The organism is Salicola sp. AFF1 (assembly GCF_056783195.1).
Map to the genome: position 1 here is coordinate 17,030 of NZ_JBXAYL010000007.1, position 17,198 is coordinate 34,227.

Here is a 17,198-nt window from a genome sequence, read left to right on the forward strand (position 1 = left end):
GTGGAGCACGGGGTCAATTGGCCCCGTGCGGTACCAGGTCAAGGCGTTTGAGGGTATCGATGATGGTCTGGGTCTGGTGGTCGATCTCGATATTGACGTGATCGCCCTTGCCCAGTGTATGGAAGCGTGTGGCCCTGAGTGTCTCCGGGATCAGGTAGACGGCAAAGCCATCGCCGGTCAGCTCCGCGATGGTCAGGCTGGCTCCATCAACCGCAACATAGCCCTTGTTGATAAGGTAGGGCCGCCATTCCTGCGGTACAGTGAAGGCAATGCGCCGATTGTTCTCCGGGGATTCAATCCGGGCCACAGTTGCCATGCAGTGGACATGTCCGGAAAGCAGGTGCCCGCCAATCTCATCGCCGATACGGGCGGCGCGTTCGACGTTGACCGGATCGCCTTCCTGCAGCTCTCCCAGGGTCGTGACCCTGAGTGTTTCCATCATGACGTCGAATGTGGCCTGGTCGCTTTCCGGCCAGGCCTCGACGACCGTCAGGCAGGCGCCGTTGACCGACACCGAGGCGCCGATCCCAATACCGCCAATAAAACCTTCCGGGCAATCCAGGCGGATCCGGTGCAGGCCAGCGAGGCGCTCTACGGTTCCCACCCGGGCAATGCCCTGAACAATTCCCGTAAACATGCTGGTGTCCCGCTTAGGTGTGTCCGTGGCTGCTGTTGCGTACACGGCTCAGCGCCCGCAGGACATCACCCCGGGTAATGACCCCAATGACCCGGTTGTCTTCGACCACTGGGTAGATCTTGGGCTTGGCGCCAGTCATCTCTTCGGCCAGGTGGGCCACATCCGCGTCCGGGTTGATGGAAACGGTCCGCCGGGACATGACGTCGCTCACCAGCTGGTGTTCCTGAGCGTAATAGGAGTCGTTGAGCATTTCCTTAATGCAGTCCTGCTCGGTGACAAAGCCGATGAGCCGCTTGTGCTCGTCCAGAACCGGGGCGCCCAGCTCCTCCTGTTTCACGAGTGTTGCCGCCACTTTTTCGATCGGGTCGGACGGTGCGAACCAGAGTGACAGCGAGCGCATGTAATCGCGAACCAGTATCTTCGGGGCGGTTGTCATGGGGCATGCCTCTGTAACAGTTTGTTCGGTAGCTTCAGGATGAAACAGAATACGCTACGCTGCAAAGACATACTAGCGAAAGGCACTGCAAACTCAAGAGCCGGCGGCAACAGCCGTTAACCCGTAATGGGATATAAACGCGGAGAGTGGCATGGCGCAGCAGCCCGAACCGCCGGAGGAGCCCCGGGTTCACCCCGGTGGTCGACTGGAGCCGGTACCCGAGCCGGAATCTCCGGACGGGCCAACGCCCGACGCTTCGGAAAGTCCGGGCCAGGGCGCCGCCGGGGAGGCGGGGAGCGGTGATGAAGAAACCGCGGATGCGGAGGCGGAAGCGGCCCAGCAGGCGGCGCTTGAGGCCGTGCGTTATCGTCAGCAGCGCCGGCGCAAGCTGCTCCATGACTGCGAGCGGTTATTGCTGCTTGATTTCGATATCCTGGCCATGCCTGGTTGGCCGGACCACCATCAGCTGAATCTGGCGCGCCGGCGGCGCGACAGCTGGCTTCTGCTTCTGAGTGTTCTGGCGTCAGTGGTGCTGGCGGGCACCGGGAACCTGGTGCCCGCACTGGTCGGGGGCGGGGCTTTTGGGGCGCTGGCGCTGGTGGCGCTCTGGGGGCTGCCAGGAGTGCGCCATGTGTTTACCCAAAGGCCCTCCTACATGGATCTGTTGTTGAAACGGCGGCGCTTGTTGCAGCGCGCGCGCAAGCATGTGGAAAACCTGGAGGGGCCTATTGGCCTGGCCGCGGCGTGCCGGCCCCTTGCTGAGTACAATCCGGCGCTGCGCCGCACCCGTTTTACCAGCCTCTACAGTCTTTCCGAGAAGGGTCAGCTGGTGGACAGTATCCGTAACCGGGCGCAGGCTCAACTGTACCTTATCTTTGCGCTGGAAGCGGAAAAGGCCTATAACCGTCTGCGGGACGATTATCTGCGCACCTATGAGCAAATGCTGGATGAAGGGGGCGCGGAACCATTGGATGCGACCGCTGAGGCGACCGATTCCAGTCTGGTTCCGGTACCAGAGCCGGATTACGGGACTGACACACAAGAGGCCGACCATGCTCAGGCCGGCAGTGCCGGGGGGACCACCTCCAGAGTGGCTCCGCAGCATGATGCGCCGAACCCGCCTGAGGGTTCATCTTGACAGGGTTGAGACTCAAACGTATGTTTCAAACAATTGTTTGGTCGGATGTTTGAGCGGGATCCCATGGCGCAGTCGGATACAGTGGACAGAATTCTGGATGCAGCGGAGGAGCTGTTTGCCGAGAGAGGCTTCTCTGAAACCTCTCTCCGCATGATCACGGGTAAGGCCGGGGTCAACCTGGCCGCGGTCAACTACCATTTCGGCTCCAAGAAGTCGCTGATCCAGGCGGTGTTCGCGCGCTTTCTGACACCGTTCTGCATTGCGCTGGAGGAGGCCTTTGATCGCCTGGAGGCGGAGGCGGCCCCGGAGCCGCCGGATCTGGAATCGGTGCTGCGGGTGCTGACCCGTACCCTGGTCGAGATGCCGCGTCAGCATGACCGCAGCATCGCCATCTATATGCGCCTGCAGGGGCTGGCCTACACCCAGTCCCAGGGGCACCTACGCCGTTTCCTTGAATCGGAATACAGTCATACCTTTGGGCGTTTCATGCGCCTTCTGAAGAATGCCACGCCGGAGCTTACGGCGGTAGAGCGCTATTGGCGCAACCAGTTCATCCTGGGGGCGACGGCGTTTACGCTTTCCAGTAGCGATGCGCTCACCGAGATCCTGTGGAACAAGCTGGGCGTGGAAACGCCAACAGAGGAGATTGTGGACCAGCTTGTTCCCTTCCTGGCGGCGGGGATGCAGGCGCATAGTGTGGATGGTAGTAACATGGGGGATCCCGACAGGAGCGCCTGAATATGACGCGTGCCATTGACCGGATTGAGGTGGCGCTGGCCCATCAGCTCATGACGCTTCACACCAGGGATGGTCCCTGGTTGTGTTACCGCGTTTCCACGGCCAGTGCTGGAGCCGCCCAACAGGATGGTTCCGGGGGGACGCCCCTGGGGCGCCACCGCGTCCGGGCCTGTATCGGTGGCGGCCAGCCGAGGGGGGCGGTTTTCAGGGGGCGGCGCCCCACGGGCGAGGTCTGGACCCCCGAGCTTCACGGCCAGTATCCGGGGCGGGACTGGATACTGACCCGGATTGTGTGGCTTTGTGGTAATGAGCCCGGGTATAACCGCGGGGGCTCTGTTGATACCATGCGCCGATTCATCTACATCCATGGCACACCGGATACGGAACCCATGGGGCAGCCCTTGTCCCATGGTTGTATCCGGATGCGCAATGATGACATTCTTCAGCTCTGGGAATGGATACGCCCGGGCACGCCCGTTATTGTTCACTGAGGCCTGCCCGGGCCGTTCTTGTGCCGTTAGGGAGGCCCAGTGAGCGGACCATTGATGATCGATCTCGAGGGGCCCCGGCTGAGCGCCCCCGAGCGCGAACGACTTGCCCATGAAGCGGTGGGCGGCGTTATTCTGTTTGCCCGGAATTACGAGTCACCGGCCCAGTTACGGGGGCTGGTGCAGTCCATCCGTCAGATCCGTCCGCGCATCCTGATCGGTGTGGATCAGGAGGGTGGGCGTGTGCAGCGTTTCGAATCCGGGCTGACCCGGTTGCCGCCCATGCGCAGCTTTGGCCAGGCCTGGGAGCAGGATGCCGCAGGCGGGCGCGCCGTTGCTTACGCCGCTGGCTGGCTGATGGCATCCGAACTGCGGGATATGGATGTGGACTTCAGCTTCGCGCCGGTACTGGACCTGGATTATGGCGTTTCCAGCGTTATCGGGGACCGCAGCTTTCATGCCGATCCCCAGGTAGTGGCGGAGCTTGCTGGTGCCTGGATTGACGGGATGCATGAGGGGGGCATGGCGGCCGTGGGCAAGCACTTCCCCGGGCATGGCGCCATTGCGGCGGATTCCCATCATGAACAGCCCAGCGATGAGCGTAGCCTGGAACAGATCCTGGAGCAGGACGCGGTTCCTTTCCGCGAGCTGGCGGATAAGCTGGATGCGGTTATGCCGGCCCATGTGGTCTATCCCGAGGTGGATGATCAGCCTGCCGGCTTTTCATCGTTCTGGCTGAAGAACGTGTTGTCCCGTGAGGTCGGTTTCCGCGGCGTGGTGATCAGTGACGATCTCACCATGGCCGGGGCAGCTGTTGCGGGGGAGCCACCCGACAGGGCCCAGGCGGCGCTTGATGCCGGCTGTGATCTGCTGCTGGTCTGTAATGACCCGGACGCCGCCGATGCCGTCGCCGCACGGCTCAGGGAGGCAGGCACCCGTGCGTCGGCGGGTCTGGTCTCGCTCCGTGGCAAGCCTTTGCCCGGGCCACGCGGGGCCTTTCGCAGTACGGCGCGGTATCGCGATACCCGCGCGGCGTTACTGCGCATGCTTGATGAGGGGCCAGCGTGACCCTTTCATACCTGGAGCAATGGCTGGCTGGTTTCGGGGTGGCGCCCAAGCTTCAGGGCTTGCTCTGGGTGGCGGCGATTCTGTTGGCTACCTATGTCGTAGCGTATGGCGTCTGGTGGCTGACCCGGGCGATTGAGCGAAAGCTGCGCAAGAGCCGTAACCTCTGGGATGACATTCTGATCCACGCCGCACGGCGGCCACTGTACTGGTACATGTGGCTGCTTGGCCTCTATTGCGCCTCGGAGGTCGGGGCCCGCTTCTACGCTGTCAACTTGCTTGAGCTCAATCGGCTGGGACTGAAGTTTGGCTTCATAGTGCTGCTGGTGTGGGCGCTGCTGCGGTTTATTCAGGGGACCGAGGAACTGCTGGTGTCCAACCGGGTCCCCGAGCCCATGGATTACACCACGGTCTCGGCGGTCGGTAAGCTGGCCCGTATCTCCGTGTTCATCGTGGCCGGGCTGGTTATTATCCAGAACCTGGGGTACAGCATCTCCGGGGTCCTGGCCTTTGGTGGCGTCGGCGGTGTTGCGGTGGGTTTCGCGGCCAAGGATCTACTGGCCAACTTCTTCGGGGGCGCCGTGGTCTACATGGATAAGCCTTTCAAGGTGGGCGAATGGGTGCGCTCACCGGATGCGAGTATTGAGGGGGTCGTGGAGCATATCGGCTGGCGCGTGACCCGGATCAGGACCTTTGAGCTGCGGCCGCTCTATGTGCCCAACTCCATTTTTACAACCATTTCCGTAGAGAATCCCTCCCGGATGATGAATCGCCGCATCTACGAGATGGTCGGGGTGCGTTATGACGATGTGGACGTGGTCGACGCGATCGTGAGCGATATCCGGGCCATGCTGGAAGGCCATGAAGGGATCGATGCCCATCAGTTCCTGATCGTCAATTTCACGGCCTTCAACGCCTCCTCCCTGGACATTATGATCTATGCCTTCACCCATACCCGTGAGTGGGTGCAGTACCAGAAGGTGAAGCAGGATGTCATGCTACGGATCAGCGGTATCATTCGGGAGCACGGTGCGGAGGTTGCCTTTCCCACGCGTACTCTCCACGTTGCTGGCGAGGGGCCTCAGGCACTGGTCGGCGAGGGGGTCGTGACGGAAGGTGGAGAACAACGCCCAATGAATGCAGGTGGATCAGTAAATGGATGACAGAGAAACGCTTTGGGGCGTCATCGGCGGCACCGGTCTGACGGCGATTGAGGGTCTGGAGGTTGATGAAACCTGGATGCCGGAAACGCCCTGGGGTGAGCCCTCCGCCCCGCTTCGGCTGGGGCGCCTGGGAGGGCAGCGTGTGGCTTTCCTGGCCCGTCACGGTGACCCGCACCGGATTCCACCCCACTGGGTGAACTACAGGGCCAATATTGATGCCCTGAGGCAGGCGGGTGTTGACCGGGTCATCGCGGTTAACGCGGTGGGGGCGATTCACCCGGCCATGACGCCTGCCAGCCTGGTACTGCCGGACCAGCTCATTGATTATACCTGGGGGCGGGCGCCCAGCTTCTACGAGGACAATCTGGCGCACCCGGTCCATGTGGATTTCACCTGGCCCTACTCGGAGTCGGTACGCAAGGCCCTTCAGGTGGCGGCCGCGGCCAGGGGGGTGGTGCTTCACGAGGAGGGGGTCTATGCCTGCACCCAGGGGCCGAGGCTGGAGACAGCGGCGGAAATCCGGCGCCTGGAGCGTGATGGGGCCGATATCGTGGGGATGACGGCCATGCCGGAAGCCCTGCTGGCCCGCGAGGCGGAGCTGGATTATGCCTGTCTCGCCCTGGTGGTGAACTGGGCGGCGGGTAAAACCAGCGACGTGATCACCATGGATGACATACGCGCCAACCTGGACGCGGGCATCGATCAGGTGCTCCAGGTGCTGGAGGCCTGCCTCAGCCCGGCGTAACCTCCGGTTGGTTAGGCGGGGGCTACACGTCAGCTGCTGGCTTCTTCCTCGTCCTGCTGCTCTTTCTGCTTGTCCTTCTCCTTCGTGTCTTTGTTGGTGACCGGGTCGAAATAGACCACCAAACCGAAGGTGGGGGCATCAAGGTAGTGCACTTCCTCGCTGCGCATGCGCCGGTTTTCCCGCAGCAGGGTTATTGTTTCGCTGAATGCCGGGCTTTCAGGGGCCAGGTAGCGCGGCAGCGGCAGAATCAACCCTGAGGCGATTGGCCTCCTTGGTATCGGGGCCACGTCCAGCGCTGGTTCCCGCCGCTGGGTGTCGTGGAGTGCGGCCTTCACATGCAGGTAGCGCTGGCGTTCGATCCAGAGGGTTCCCTGAATCCGCTCTCTGTTGTCCTTGTCCGAGGCCAGGTCCACGAGCAGCGGCGGCCCTTTGTAGCCGTCCGGGAAGGCATTCTTCCAGCCGGTCAGCGCCAGCAGGTGGTAGTTGGCGTCGTTCTCGAGGGCCCAGGCGATATTGCCCAGCCGCAGTGCGTTCCGTGGCAGGGACTGGATCTGACGAACTTGAGGAATCAGTTGCGCCGCCCCGCTGGCCTCCCCCAGGGTCGCTCCTTTCGGAAGTGTTGAATGGTGGGGGGAGTCATCACTCACCCAAAGCGGGACGCCATTGTCCGGCAGGGGGGCGGGCTTATGGGGATCAGGCAGTTGTTCAGGGTGGCCGTTCAGGCGTTCGAACAGCAGCAGTTCCACCCGGTACAGGTCCGCGCTGGCCGCCGGCATGGCGACCGCACACAGTACTAGGATGCTGACCAGGATGTGACAGGTTCCGCGACTTGGCACGGCAGATCTCCTCATTGGCTTTCCTGGCTGGTGGTGGCGCGCTCTTCCAGGTGGGTCAGGAAACGGTCCAGCTCATTGAGTCTATCATCCGCGGTCTCGCCGTTCAGCCGGAACTTCAGCTGGTTGCCGCTCTCCAGAGCGTAATCGGAGGGGGCGCTCTGGACCAGCTCCACCAGTACCAGCGGGTCCACACGGGTATCCGCGTTGAACGCCATGGTAGCCCAGGGGCCACCGGCGTCCACCTTGCTGATGCCCAGAGCCTCGGCCCGGATCCGCAGCCCGGTCTGGCGCACCAGGTTCTTCAGCGGTTCCGGCAGCAGTCCAAAGCGGTCGATAATTTCCACCTGGAGTTCCTTCAGTTGCTCCTGGCTCTGGGTGCTGGCCAGACGCTTGTAGAGAATCAGGCGTTGGTGGACATCCGGTAGATAGTCTTCCGGGATCAGCGCGGGAATCCGAAGGTTGATTTCGGTGCCGTGGCGGATGGGCAGGTCCGCATTGGGGGTACGCCCCTCACGGATGGCCTTCACGGCCTCGTCCAGCAGCTCCATGTAGAGCGTCAGGCCAACGCCCTGGATCTGGCCACTCTGGTCGTCACCCAGCAGCTCGCCAGCGCCACGGATCTCAAGGTCGTGGGTGGCGAGCATGAAACCGGCCCCCAGGTCCTGGGCCGCGGCAATGGCATCCAGGCGTTTCTCCGCATCCCCGGTGACCTTCTTGCCTTCGGGCGTGAGCAGGTAGGCGTAGGCCTGGTGATGGGATCGCCCGACCCGGCCCCGGAGCTGGTGGAGCTGTGCCAGCCCAAAGCGGTCGGCGCGCTCAATGAGAATGGTGTTGGCGCTGGGGATGTCGATGCCCGTTTCGATGATGGTGGTGCACACCAGCACGTTGAAGCGCTTATGGTAGAAGTCGGACATGATCTGCTCGAGCTCGCGCTCGCGCATCTGCCCGTGCGCCACGCCCACGCGCGCCTCCGGCACCAGCTTGCGGACGTCCTCGGCCAGGCGTTCGATGGATTCCACATCATTATGCAGGTAGTAGACCTGACCGCCACGCAGGATTTCCCGCAGTATGGCCTCCTTGACCAGGGCGTCCTCGCGCCGCCGCACAAAGGTCTTGACCGACAGCCGTCGCGCCGGCGGCGTGGCAATGATGGACAGGTCCCGCAGGTTGCCCATGGCCATGTTCAGGGTGCGTGGAATGGGGGTGGCGGTCAGTGTGAGCACATCCACCTGGGCACGCAGCTGCTTGAGCTTTTCCTTCTGGTTGACCCCGAAGCGGTGTTCCTCGTCAATGATCGCAAGGCCCAGGCTGGGCAGGTTGAGCTCGCCTTTGAGCAGTTTGTGGGTGCCGATAATGATGTCGGCTTCCCCTTCGGCGGCACGCGCCATGGTTGCCTGCTGCTGCTTTTGGCTGCGGAAACGGCTCAGCAGTTCCACTCGCACCCCGGTCTCGGCGAACCGGTCCCGAAAGGAGTCGTAGTGCTGCTGGGCCAAAAGGGTGGTTGGAACCAGTACCACGACCTGTTTACCGGAATGAGTGGCCAGGAAAGCCGCGCGCATGGCGACTTCCGTCTTGCCGAAGCCGACGTCGCCGCAGATCAAGCGGTCCATGGGGCGTTTACTGGCCATGTCCTGTTCCACGGCTTCAATGGCGGCCATCTGGTCCGGGGTTTCCTCGAACGGGAACTCAGCGCAGAAGGAGCGGTAGGCTTCGTCCGGTTGCGGGAAGGCGTAGCCCTGGCTGGCCTCCCGTCGCGCGTAGACGTCCAGAAGCTCGGCGGCCGTGTCCCGGACCTTTTCCAGCGCCTTCTGCTTGGCCTGGTTCCATTTTTCCGATCCCAGCTTGTGCAGCGGGGCGGTGGCGTCGTCCACGCCACTATAGCGGGAAATCAGGTGCAGGTTGGAGACCGGGACGTAGAGGTTGGCGCCGTTCGCATATTCCAGTGTGAGGAATTCGGTGGGCTGGCCGTCCACGTCGATGGTCTGGAGGCCCTGGTAGCGACCGATACCATGGTCGATATGCACCACGGGCGCGCCGATGCGCAGCTCGGACAGGTCCCTTATGCTGCCCGCGGCGTCCGAGTCCGTGGCACGCTGGCGGCGCCGGCGCTGCATAACACGCTGGCCGTAGAGTTCCGCCTCGGCAATGATGCACAGGCCGGCCTCTTGCAGCCAGGCGCCATGTTCCAGGGGGCCGGTGCACAACCCAACGGATTCATCCTCGGCGCGGAACTGTTGCCAGCTGGCCACCTCCTGGGGCTGCCACCCATACTGGCGGAGCTGTTCCAGCAGCGCCTCGCGGCGGCCGGCGGAGTCGGCGGCAAACAGGATCCGGGGGCCCCACTGGTCCATGAAGTTACGCAGTTTGGCCGGCGGGTCTTCGGCGCGGGCGTCCAATGCGATGTCCGGCAGTGGTGAGCATGGCATGTTGGAGACACCCGCCGCTTCCGGCTGCTGTTCCGCAAACCAGGTGATACGCGGAAGCTGGCGAATGTGATGGAAGCACTCCTCGGTCCGCAGGAATACCTGCTTGGGGGGCAGAATGGGACGGTACCGGTCGTAGCGGCGTTCCTCGTAGCGCTCATCCACTTCTGCCTGGAAATGCTCCAGCGCGCTATGGAGCTCCGGATCCGTCAGTACCAGGGAATGGTCCGGCAGGTAGTCGAACAGGGTGGCGGTTTCTTCAAAAAATAACGGCAGGAAATACTCGATCCCCGGAGGCCGGATGCCGGCTGCTACGTCCTGATAGACGGGCGCCTCGCGCGGTGCCTCCGGAAACGCCTCGTTCCAGCGGTTGCGGAAGCGCTGACGGGAGCGCTCGTCCCAGGGGAATTCATGGGCCGGTAGCAGTTCGATGCGCTCGACCTGGTCGATGGAACGCTGGGTTTCCGGGTCAAAGGTCCGGAGGGTCTCGACTTCGTCATCGAAGAGTTCAATGCGGTAGGGGAGGTCGGCTCCCATGGGGTAGATGTCCAGAATCGAGCCGCGAACCGCGTATTCGCCGTGCTCCTGAACGTTGTCCGCGTGCCGGTAACCAACGGCTTCCAGCCGCTGGCGCCAGTCATCAATGGGCAGCGGGTCGCCGGTAGCGAGCAACAGGGTATTGCCCTCGGTGAACGACGGTGGCGGCAGGCGGTGCATGAGCGTGCGTGCCGGCAACACCAGCAGCCCCCGCTGAATGCTGGGAAGCTGGTGCAGGGTCCGTATCCGCTGGGAGATGATTGCCTCGTGGGGCGAGAACATGTCGTAAGGCAGCGTCTCCCAGTCTGGCAGCGAGAGCAGGGCATCATCCTGTTGCTCGTCGTGATAGAAGGCCAGCTCCTGGGCCAGCGTCTGGGCCTCGTCGGAACTGCCAGTGATCACCAGGGTCAGGCCGGCGAATTGCCGGCTGGCCTCCAGGATGGCCAGGGAACGGGCGCTGCCGGGGAGTGATCCCCAGTGGCGGTGGTCACCTCCGCGAGTGGGTGGAGCGGCGGGCAGAAGCGGGGGCTGCTCGGTATCGGTCTGGTTCATCAGCGCTGCATAGTCAGTGTGCGGAGGCGTCATTCTAAGGCCGAGGCGCCAGGCCTGCCACCCCGGCGTGGTGGCGTTGATTGCGCCCGGGCGCCTTAAGCTGGATAATACGCCCGCCCGCATAAGGGCAGAGGCCATGACCCGACATACACCCTGTTTCAGAGGACCCTGATCGTGAGCCAGGAGCAACTCAACCGCTATTTTTCCGACTGGACCGAGCGTGAAGCCATCGCCGAATCCATGATTCCGCTGATCGGCCGCCTGTATCGCCGGAATAACGTGGTGACGTCCATCTATGGGCGCGCGCTGATCAATCAGTCGGTCATCAACATCCTGAAGGCACACCGATTCGTGCGCCAGATCGAGGCGGAAGAGCTGGATGTTCACGATACCTATCCGATTCTCGAGACGCTGGATCGCCTGAACCTTGGGCAGGCGCACATCGACATCGGAAAGCTTGCGAACCAGTACAACCGGGTTCGCGATGAACAGAGCCTGGAAGACTTCCTGCGCGACGCCGTTGGGCCGGTGGTTGATCGTTACGATGAAGAAGCCCGGCAGGCAAGTGAAAGCGAAACCAAGGACATCGTCCTCTATGGCTTTGGCCGGATCGGCCGCTATCTGGCACGCATCCTGGTCGAAAAGGCGGGGGGCGGCAACAACCTGCGCCTGCGTGCCATTGTCGTGCGCAAGGGCGGCGCCGAGAACGATCTGGAAAAACGGGCCAGCCTGTTGCGCCGTGATTCCGTGCACGGTTCCTTCCGCGGCACCATCACCGTGGATGAAGAGAATTCGGCCATTATCGCCAATGGCAACTACATCAAGGTGATCTATTCCGATGGGCCGGATCAGGTGGATTACACCCAGTACGGCATCGACAACGCCATTGTCATCGATAACACCGGTAAGTGGCGTGACGACAAAGGCCTGGGGCTGCACCTGGAGTCCAGGGGCGTGAGCCGCGTGGTTCTGACGGCGCCCGGCAAGGGCAACATCAAGAACATTGTCCCGGGCATCAATAACGAGCTCTACACCGAGGAGGACCGGGTCCTGTCCGTGGCTTCCTGTACCACCAATGCCATCACCCCGGTCCTCAAGGCGATCAACGACCAGTTCGGTATCGTTGAGGGACACATGGAAACCGTCCATGCCTATACCAACGACCAGAACCTGATCGACAATTACCACAAGGCTGAGCGCCGCGGGCGCAGCGCACCACTGAATATGGTGCTGACGGAAACCGGGGCCGCGAAGGCGGTTGCCAAGGCTCTGCCGGATCTGGACGGCAAGCTGACCGGTAATGCCATCCGGGTGCCCACGCCGAACGTTTCCATGGCCATCCTGAACCTGAATCTGGACCAGGCTGCGAGCCGCGAGGAGGTCAACGAATACCTGCGGGATGTGGCGCTTCATTCCGATCTGCAGAAGCAGGTGGACTATGTGAGCTCCCCTGAAGTGGTGTCCTCGGATTTCGTGGGATCTCGCCATGCAGGTGTGGTGGACGGCCAGGCAACAATCGCCAGCGGCAATCGGGTGGTCCTCTACGTCTGGTATGATAACGAAGCGGGCTACAGTGCCCAGGTCATCCGGCTGGTGAGCGAAATGGCCGGAATGTCCTTCCCCATCTTCCCGGAGCGCGGGACCGCCGCGGATCACTGATCAGCTCCGCTGCACAGCCGGCCCGCGAGCGTCTCCTACCTAAGGGGTAGGCGCTGCGGGCCGGTTCTGTGTGGAATCCTGGGCCCGGTATCTCTATAATTGGGCCGGTTTTTCACTCCATCCAGTTCTGATTGGGCAAAGCGAATGATCAAGATCAAGAAAGGCCTCGATCTTCCGATGACTGGCGCGCCCGAGCCGACCATTGAGGAAGGGCGGCCTGTGCGGCATGTTGCCCTTAGCGGTTTTGACTATAACGGCATGAAGCCGACCCTCAAGGTAAGGGAAGGGGATCAGGTCAAGCGCGGGCAGCTCATCTTCACTGACAAGAAAAACGAAGGTGTTGTCTACACAGCTCCGGCCGGGGGTACCGTCCGGGAAATCAACCGCGGCGAACGGCGCGTGTTCCAGTCCCTGGTCATCGAGGTGGATGACAACGAAGAGGCTGAGACTTTCACCCGCTACAGCGCTTCCGAGATAGAGGGACTTGCCCGTCAGGACGTGGTGGACAATCTCGTCAACTCCGGGATGTGGACGGTGCTGCGGACCCGCCCCTACAGCAAGGTACCGGCCATCGATGCGCCGGAGCCCCACTCGATCTTTGTATCGGTGATGGATACCCATCCTCTGTCGCCGGATCCCCAGACCATCATCAACGAGGATCCGGAGGCCTTCGAGAACGGCCTGCGGGTACTGTCACGGCTGACAGGCGGTGCCGTGCATCTGTGCGGGGGAGCCACGACCCGTGTTCCGGTGCCAGAGGGCAACCAGTTCCAGCAGCACGCCTTTGATGGCCCCCACCCGGCCGGTAACGTAGGGACCCATATCCACTTCATCGACCCCGTAGGGGGTGAGAAAGTGGTCTGGACAGTCGGCTATCAGAATGTCATGGACATTGGCCGGCTGTTTACCACGGGAATGCTTCCGACCGAACAGATCGTGGCCATTTCGGGGCCTTGCGCGGCCAGGCCGCGGCTGCTGCGTACCCGCATTGGTGCCAACCTGGAAGAGCTTCTGGAAGGCGAGCTTGAACAGGGGGACATGGACATCCGGCTGGTGAACGGCTCCGTGCTCGGCGGCCGCGCCGCGCGCGGCCCCGTCAACTACCTGGCGCGCACGGCAACCCAGATCACCGCCCTTGAAGAGGGGTATCGCCGTTACTTCATGGGGTGGCTGTCACCCGGTCCGAATCGGTTCTCCCGGCTCAATATCTATCTGTCGAAACTGATGCCGGGCAAGCGGTTCAACCTGACGACCACCACCAATGGTTCCGAGCGGGCCATGGTCCCCATCGGCGTCTACGAGGAGGTGATGCCCCTCGATATTCTGCCGACCCAGCTGCTGCGCTCGTTGATCATTCAGGACACTGAACAGGCTCAGCAGCTCGGGGCGTTGGAGCTCGACGAGGAAGACCTGGCGTTGTGCACCTTTGTGTGCCCCGGCAAGTATGAGTACGGGCCGATTCTCCGGCAGAACCTGACGCGCATCGAGATCGAGGGCTGAATCATGGGGCTGAGACAGTTTTTTGACCGGATTGAGCCGCACTTCGAGAAGGGCGGACGCTTCGAGCGTTGGTATGCGCTTTACGAAGCGGTGGATACCATTTTCTACACACCACCGTCTGTGACACGCACCAATGCCCATGTGAGGGACGGCATTGATCTCAAGCGGATCATGATCACCGTCTGGTTCTGTGTGTTCCCGGCCATGTTCTTCGGTATGTGGAATGCTGGCTTTCAGGCCAACAGCTACCTTGCCGAGCAGGGCATGGCGATGGCGGACGAGGGACTGCGAGCCGCTTTCATCTCGGCGCTGGCGGGGAATGATCCCGGCAGTATCTGGGATAACATCATCTTCGGCGCGGCCTATTTTGTTCCCATCTATTTCGTGACTTTTGTGGTAGGCGGTTTCTGGGAAGTGCTGTTCGCAACGGTGCGTAAGCACGAGGTCAACGAGGGCTTCTTTGTAACCTCCATACTGTTCGCGCTGATCCTGCCGCCAACCATTCCGCTGTGGCAGGTGGCGCTGGGGATCACCTTTGGCGTGGTGGTGGCCAAGGAGATCTTTGGAGGTACCGGCAAGAACTTCCTGAATCCGGCGCTGACCGGCCGGGCCTTCCTGTATTTTGCGTATCCCGCCCAGATTTCGGGGAACGAGGTCTGGACCGCGGTGGATGGCTTCAGCGGTGCCACGGCGCTCAGCGTAGCCGCTTCCGATGGTATGGAGGGGCTGCGTGATCACCTGACCTGGTTTGATGCCTTTTGGGGCGTCATGCAGGGCTCCATTGGTGAGACCTCAACGTTCATGGTGTTGATTGGCGGTGCCGTTCTGATGTTGATGAAGATTGCGAGCTATCGCATTGTGTTTGGTACCCTGATCGGGCTTATTGGCACCTCGCTGCTGTTCAATGCGGTGGGCTCCGACACCAATCCCATGTTCGAGGTCCCGCCACACTGGCACTTTGTACTGGGCGGTTTCGCCTTTGCCATGATGTTCATGGCGACGGATCCGGTGTCAGCATCCATGACCAATACAGGGCGCTGGGTGTTTGGCATCTTCATCGGCGTGATGACGGTACTGATCCGGGTCGTGAATCCGGCGTTCCCGGAGGGCGTGATGCTCGCGATCCTGTTCGCGAACCTGTTCGCGCCCTTTATCGACCACCTAGTCATTCAGGCGAACATCAAGCGGAGGCAGGCCCGTGTCGCAGTCTAACGATACCGTCAGCAAGATCCTGATCGTTGCCGTAACGCTCAGCATTGTCTTCTCAGTCATCGTTTCGGGCGCAGCGGTCACGCTGCGTCCGGCGCAGGAACGCAATGAGGCGCTGAGCACCCGTTCCAACATGCTCGCCGCCGCCGGTGTGGTGGAGGCCGATGCTTCCAATCAACGGGTCGCGGAAGCCTTTGACCGGTTCGAGGTGCTCCTCGTGGAAATGGGAACGGGGGAGCTTGTATCCCCGGAAAAGGTTGACGCGGAATCCGCTGCCTCCTATGACATGCGTAGGGCCTCCCGGAATCCGGATATTTCCGAAGGGTTGAAGAAAGACCCCGCCGGGATCAATCGCCAGGCCACCTATCGCAAGGCCTTTGTGCTTAAAGACAATGGGACGGTGAAACGGGTGGTGCTGCCGATTCATGGTTACGGGCTCTGGTCAACAATGTACGGTTTCCTCGCCCTGGAAGGCGATGCGAACACGGTTGCCGGTCTACGCTTCTATGAGCATGGCGAGACGCCCGGTCTGGGCGCCAAGATCCAGAGTCCCGACTGGGTGGCCAAGTGGAAGGGCAAAAAGATCTATGAACCAGGCAACTGGGAGAACCCCAACTTTCGTTTGATCAAGGGCGGTGTAGGCGAGAATGCCGACGGCCGTGAACACAAGGTCGATGCGCTTTCCGGGGCAACGCTGACGTCCCGGGGCGTTGAGAGCACGATCAATTTCTGGCTTGGCGAACGGGCCTATGCGCCTTTTCTCGCCAAGGTGCGCAACGGGGAGATCTGATCCATGGCGGAACTGAAAACCAAAGACGTCCTTTTTGGACCCATACTCCACAACAACCCGATTGCACTCCAGATCCTGGGGATCTGTTCGGCGCTGGCGGTAACCTCCAGCGTGACCGTCAGCCTGGTGATGTGTGCATCCGTGATTGTGGTCACCTGTGCTTCCAACGTTGCGGTCTCTCTGATCCGTACCCAGATCCCGAGCAGTATCCGCATCATTGTCCAGATGACCATCATTGCCTCCCTCGTTATCGTGGTGGACCAGTTTCTCAAGGCCTTTGCCTATGAGATCAGCAAGCAGCTTTCAGTCTTCGTGGGACTGATCATCACCAACTGCATCATCCTCGGCCGCGCCGAGGGCTTTGCCATGCAGAACGGGCCCTGGCTGAGCTTCGTGGACGGTCTCGGTAACGGAGTGGGTTACAGCGTCATCCTGATCGTGGTGGCCACCTTCCGGGAAATCCTGGGTGCGGGAACCTGGATGGGCTTTACGGTGCTGCCGCTCGCCAGTGAAGGTGGTTTTTATGTTCCGAACGGCCTGATGTTGCTGCCGCCCAGTGCCTTCTTCCTGATCGGATTCTTCATCTGGGCCGTGCGGACCTGGGACCCGGATCAGGTCGAGGAGGAAGAGTTCGAGATGCAGCCCCATAAAGTACGGGAGGCGTTCTGATGGAACACTATATCAGTCTCATTCTCCAGGCCGTCTTTGTTGAGAACCTGGCGCTGGCTTTCTTTCTGGGGATGTGCACGTTTCTTGCCATCTCAAAGAAGGTGGAAGCAGCCCTGGGGCTGGGCATCGCCGTAGTGGTGGTGCTGACGATTTCAGTGCCTGTGAACAACCTGATCTACAACTATGTGTTGCGTGATGGGGCGCTGTCCTGGGCGGGCTTGCCCAACATGAACCTGAGTTTCCTGGGACTGCTCACCTATATCGGGGTGATCGCCGCGCTGGTGCAGATTCTGGAAATGTTCCTGGATCGGTATGTGCCGGCACTCTACAGTGCACTCGGGGTATTCCTGCCGCTGATCACGGTGAACTGCGCGATTCTTGGCGCGTCCCTGTTCATGGTTGAGCGGGACTATGCGTTTGGTGAGAGCCTGGCCTACGGCTTTGGTGCCGGTGTGGGCTGGGCGCTGGCGATTGTCGCTCTGGCCGGGATCCGGGAGAAACTCAAATACAGTGATGTTCCGGCCGGACTTCGTGGTCTGGGTATCACATTCATTACCGTGGGACTGATGTCACTCGGTTTCATGTCCTTCTCGGGCATCTCGCTGTAAAGCGG

Annotated in this window: 16 protein-coding genes; 12 read left to right on the forward strand and 4 right to left on the reverse strand. The window is 61.6% G+C overall.

Going from position 1 to position 17,198, the window contains the following annotated elements:
* Nucleotides 1-13: 13 nt before the first annotated feature.
* Together AC1RQI_RS06140 and AC1RQI_RS06145 are read right to left on the reverse strand one after the other, a co-directional pair.
* Nucleotides 14-637, reverse strand: coding sequence for a riboflavin synthase subunit alpha (locus AC1RQI_RS06140; protein ID WP_481904064.1), 624 nt, complete (start codon nucleotides 635-637; stop codon nucleotides 14-16).
* 13 nt (nucleotides 638-650) lie between these two features.
* Complete coding sequence (locus AC1RQI_RS06145) at nucleotides 651-1,073, reverse strand: CBS domain-containing protein (protein ID WP_481904065.1); 423 nt, start codon at nucleotides 1,071-1,073, stop codon at nucleotides 651-653.
* A gap of 151 nt (nucleotides 1,074-1,224) precedes the next feature.
* Here AC1RQI_RS06145 and AC1RQI_RS06150 point away from each other — a divergent pair, with 151 nt between their 5' ends.
* The 6 genes from AC1RQI_RS06150 to AC1RQI_RS06175 all read left to right on the forward strand — a co-directional run bounded on the left by AC1RQI_RS06150 (nucleotide 1,225) and on the right by AC1RQI_RS06175 (nucleotide 6,410).
* Nucleotides 1,225-2,211: a hypothetical protein gene (locus AC1RQI_RS06150; protein ID WP_481904066.1), complete on the forward strand. Its 987-nt coding sequence runs from the start codon at nucleotides 1,225-1,227 to the stop codon at nucleotides 2,209-2,211.
* Between the two features lie 63 nt (nucleotides 2,212-2,274).
* On the forward strand, nucleotides 2,275-2,949 hold the full coding sequence (locus AC1RQI_RS06155; RefSeq protein ID WP_481904067.1) for a TetR/AcrR family transcriptional regulator: 675 nt from the start codon (nucleotides 2,275-2,277) through the stop codon (nucleotides 2,947-2,949).
* Nucleotides 2,950-2,951: 2 nt separating this feature from the next.
* On the forward strand, nucleotides 2,952-3,440 hold the full coding sequence (locus AC1RQI_RS06160; protein WP_481904068.1) for a L,D-transpeptidase family protein: 489 nt from the start codon (nucleotides 2,952-2,954) through the stop codon (nucleotides 3,438-3,440).
* Between the two features lie 39 nt (nucleotides 3,441-3,479).
* Nucleotides 3,480-4,505: a beta-N-acetylhexosaminidase gene (gene nagZ, locus AC1RQI_RS06165; RefSeq protein WP_416634308.1), complete on the forward strand. Its 1,026-nt coding sequence runs from the start codon at nucleotides 3,480-3,482 to the stop codon at nucleotides 4,503-4,505.
* On the forward strand, nucleotides 4,502-5,665 hold the full coding sequence (locus AC1RQI_RS06170; RefSeq protein ID WP_481904069.1) for a mechanosensitive ion channel family protein: 1,164 nt from the start codon (nucleotides 4,502-4,504) through the stop codon (nucleotides 5,663-5,665). The genes nagZ and AC1RQI_RS06170 overlap by 4 nt, the downstream gene beginning before the upstream one ends.
* Nucleotides 5,658-6,410 carry an S-methyl-5'-thioinosine phosphorylase gene (locus AC1RQI_RS06175; protein WP_481904070.1) on the forward strand — a complete coding sequence of 251 codons (753 nt, stop codon included), beginning with the start codon at nucleotides 5,658-5,660 and terminating at the stop codon, nucleotides 6,408-6,410. The genes AC1RQI_RS06170 and AC1RQI_RS06175 overlap by 8 nt, the downstream gene beginning before the upstream one ends.
* Nucleotides 6,411-6,439: 29 nt before the next feature.
* Here AC1RQI_RS06175 and AC1RQI_RS06180 read toward each other — a convergent pair whose 3' ends face one another.
* Together AC1RQI_RS06180 and mfd are read right to left on the reverse strand one after the other, a co-directional pair.
* Nucleotides 6,440-7,246, reverse strand: a complete 807-nt coding sequence (locus AC1RQI_RS06180; protein WP_481904071.1) for a CsiV family protein — start codon at nucleotides 7,244-7,246, stop codon at nucleotides 6,440-6,442.
* Nucleotides 7,247-7,257: 11 nt separating this feature from the next.
* Nucleotides 7,258-10,758, reverse strand: a complete 3,501-nt coding sequence (mfd, locus tag AC1RQI_RS06185) for a transcription-repair coupling factor (protein ID WP_481904072.1) — start codon at nucleotides 10,756-10,758, stop codon at nucleotides 7,258-7,260.
* 174 nt (nucleotides 10,759-10,932) lie between these two features.
* On the opposite strand from mfd, the gene AC1RQI_RS06190 reads away from it, so the two are divergent.
* The 6 genes from AC1RQI_RS06190 (at nucleotide 10,933) to nqrE (ending at nucleotide 17,193) form a co-directional block, all read left to right on the forward strand.
* Nucleotides 10,933-12,417: a glyceraldehyde-3-phosphate dehydrogenase gene (locus AC1RQI_RS06190; RefSeq protein ID WP_416634313.1), complete on the forward strand. Its 1,485-nt coding sequence runs from the start codon at nucleotides 10,933-10,935 to the stop codon at nucleotides 12,415-12,417.
* 144 nt (nucleotides 12,418-12,561) lie between these two features.
* Complete coding sequence (locus AC1RQI_RS06195; RefSeq protein WP_481904073.1) at nucleotides 12,562-13,917, forward strand: Na(+)-translocating NADH-quinone reductase subunit A; 1,356 nt, start codon at nucleotides 12,562-12,564, stop codon at nucleotides 13,915-13,917.
* Nucleotides 13,918-13,920: 3 nt separating this feature from the next.
* The gene (locus tag AC1RQI_RS06200; RefSeq protein ID WP_481904074.1) at nucleotides 13,921-15,129 is read left to right on the forward strand and encodes an NADH:ubiquinone reductase (Na(+)-transporting) subunit B; all 1,209 of its coding nucleotides are present in this window, start codon (nucleotides 13,921-13,923) and stop codon (nucleotides 15,127-15,129) included.
* Nucleotides 15,116-15,916: a Na(+)-translocating NADH-quinone reductase subunit C gene (locus tag AC1RQI_RS06205; protein WP_481904075.1), complete on the forward strand. Its 801-nt coding sequence runs from the start codon at nucleotides 15,116-15,118 to the stop codon at nucleotides 15,914-15,916. The genes AC1RQI_RS06200 and AC1RQI_RS06205 overlap by 14 nt, the downstream gene beginning before the upstream one ends.
* Nucleotides 15,917-15,919: 3 nt before the next feature.
* Nucleotides 15,920-16,585, forward strand: coding sequence for an NADH:ubiquinone reductase (Na(+)-transporting) subunit D (locus AC1RQI_RS06210; RefSeq protein WP_481904076.1), 666 nt, complete (start codon nucleotides 15,920-15,922; stop codon nucleotides 16,583-16,585).
* The gene (gene nqrE, locus AC1RQI_RS06215; protein ID WP_416634318.1) at nucleotides 16,585-17,193 is read left to right on the forward strand and encodes an NADH:ubiquinone reductase (Na(+)-transporting) subunit E; all 609 of its coding nucleotides are present in this window, start codon (nucleotides 16,585-16,587) and stop codon (nucleotides 17,191-17,193) included. Before AC1RQI_RS06210 ends, nqrE begins: the two co-directional genes overlap by 1 nt.
* Nucleotides 17,194-17,198 lie beyond the last annotated feature (5 nt).

Coding starts and splice junctions, on each gene's coding strand:
- AC1RQI_RS06155 (WP_481904067.1), top strand. CDS start 2,275: ATGGCGCAGTCGGATACAGTGGACAGAATTCTGGATGCAGCGGAGGAG.
- AC1RQI_RS06160 (WP_481904068.1), top strand. CDS start 2,952: ATGACGCGTGCCATTGACCGGATTGAGGTGGCGCTGGCCCATCAGCTC.
- AC1RQI_RS06150 (WP_481904066.1), top strand. CDS start 1,225: ATGGCGCAGCAGCCCGAACCGCCGGAGGAGCCCCGGGTTCACCCCGGT.
- AC1RQI_RS06140 (WP_481904064.1), bottom strand. CDS start 637: ATGTTTACGGGAATTGTTCAGGGCATTGCCCGGGTGGGAACCGTAGAG.
- AC1RQI_RS06200 (WP_481904074.1), top strand. CDS start 13,921: ATGGGGCTGAGACAGTTTTTTGACCGGATTGAGCCGCACTTCGAGAAG.
- mfd (WP_481904072.1), bottom strand. CDS start 10,758: ATGAACCAGACCGATACCGAGCAGCCCCCGCTTCTGCCCGCCGCTCCA.
- AC1RQI_RS06195 (WP_481904073.1), top strand. CDS start 12,562: ATGATCAAGATCAAGAAAGGCCTCGATCTTCCGATGACTGGCGCGCCC.
- AC1RQI_RS06210 (WP_481904076.1), top strand. CDS start 15,920: ATGGCGGAACTGAAAACCAAAGACGTCCTTTTTGGACCCATACTCCAC.
- AC1RQI_RS06175 (WP_481904070.1), top strand. CDS start 5,658: ATGGATGACAGAGAAACGCTTTGGGGCGTCATCGGCGGCACCGGTCTG.
- nqrE (WP_416634318.1), top strand. CDS start 16,585: ATGGAACACTATATCAGTCTCATTCTCCAGGCCGTCTTTGTTGAGAAC.
- AC1RQI_RS06145 (WP_481904065.1), bottom strand. CDS start 1,073: ATGACAACCGCCCCGAAGATACTGGTTCGCGATTACATGCGCTCGCTG.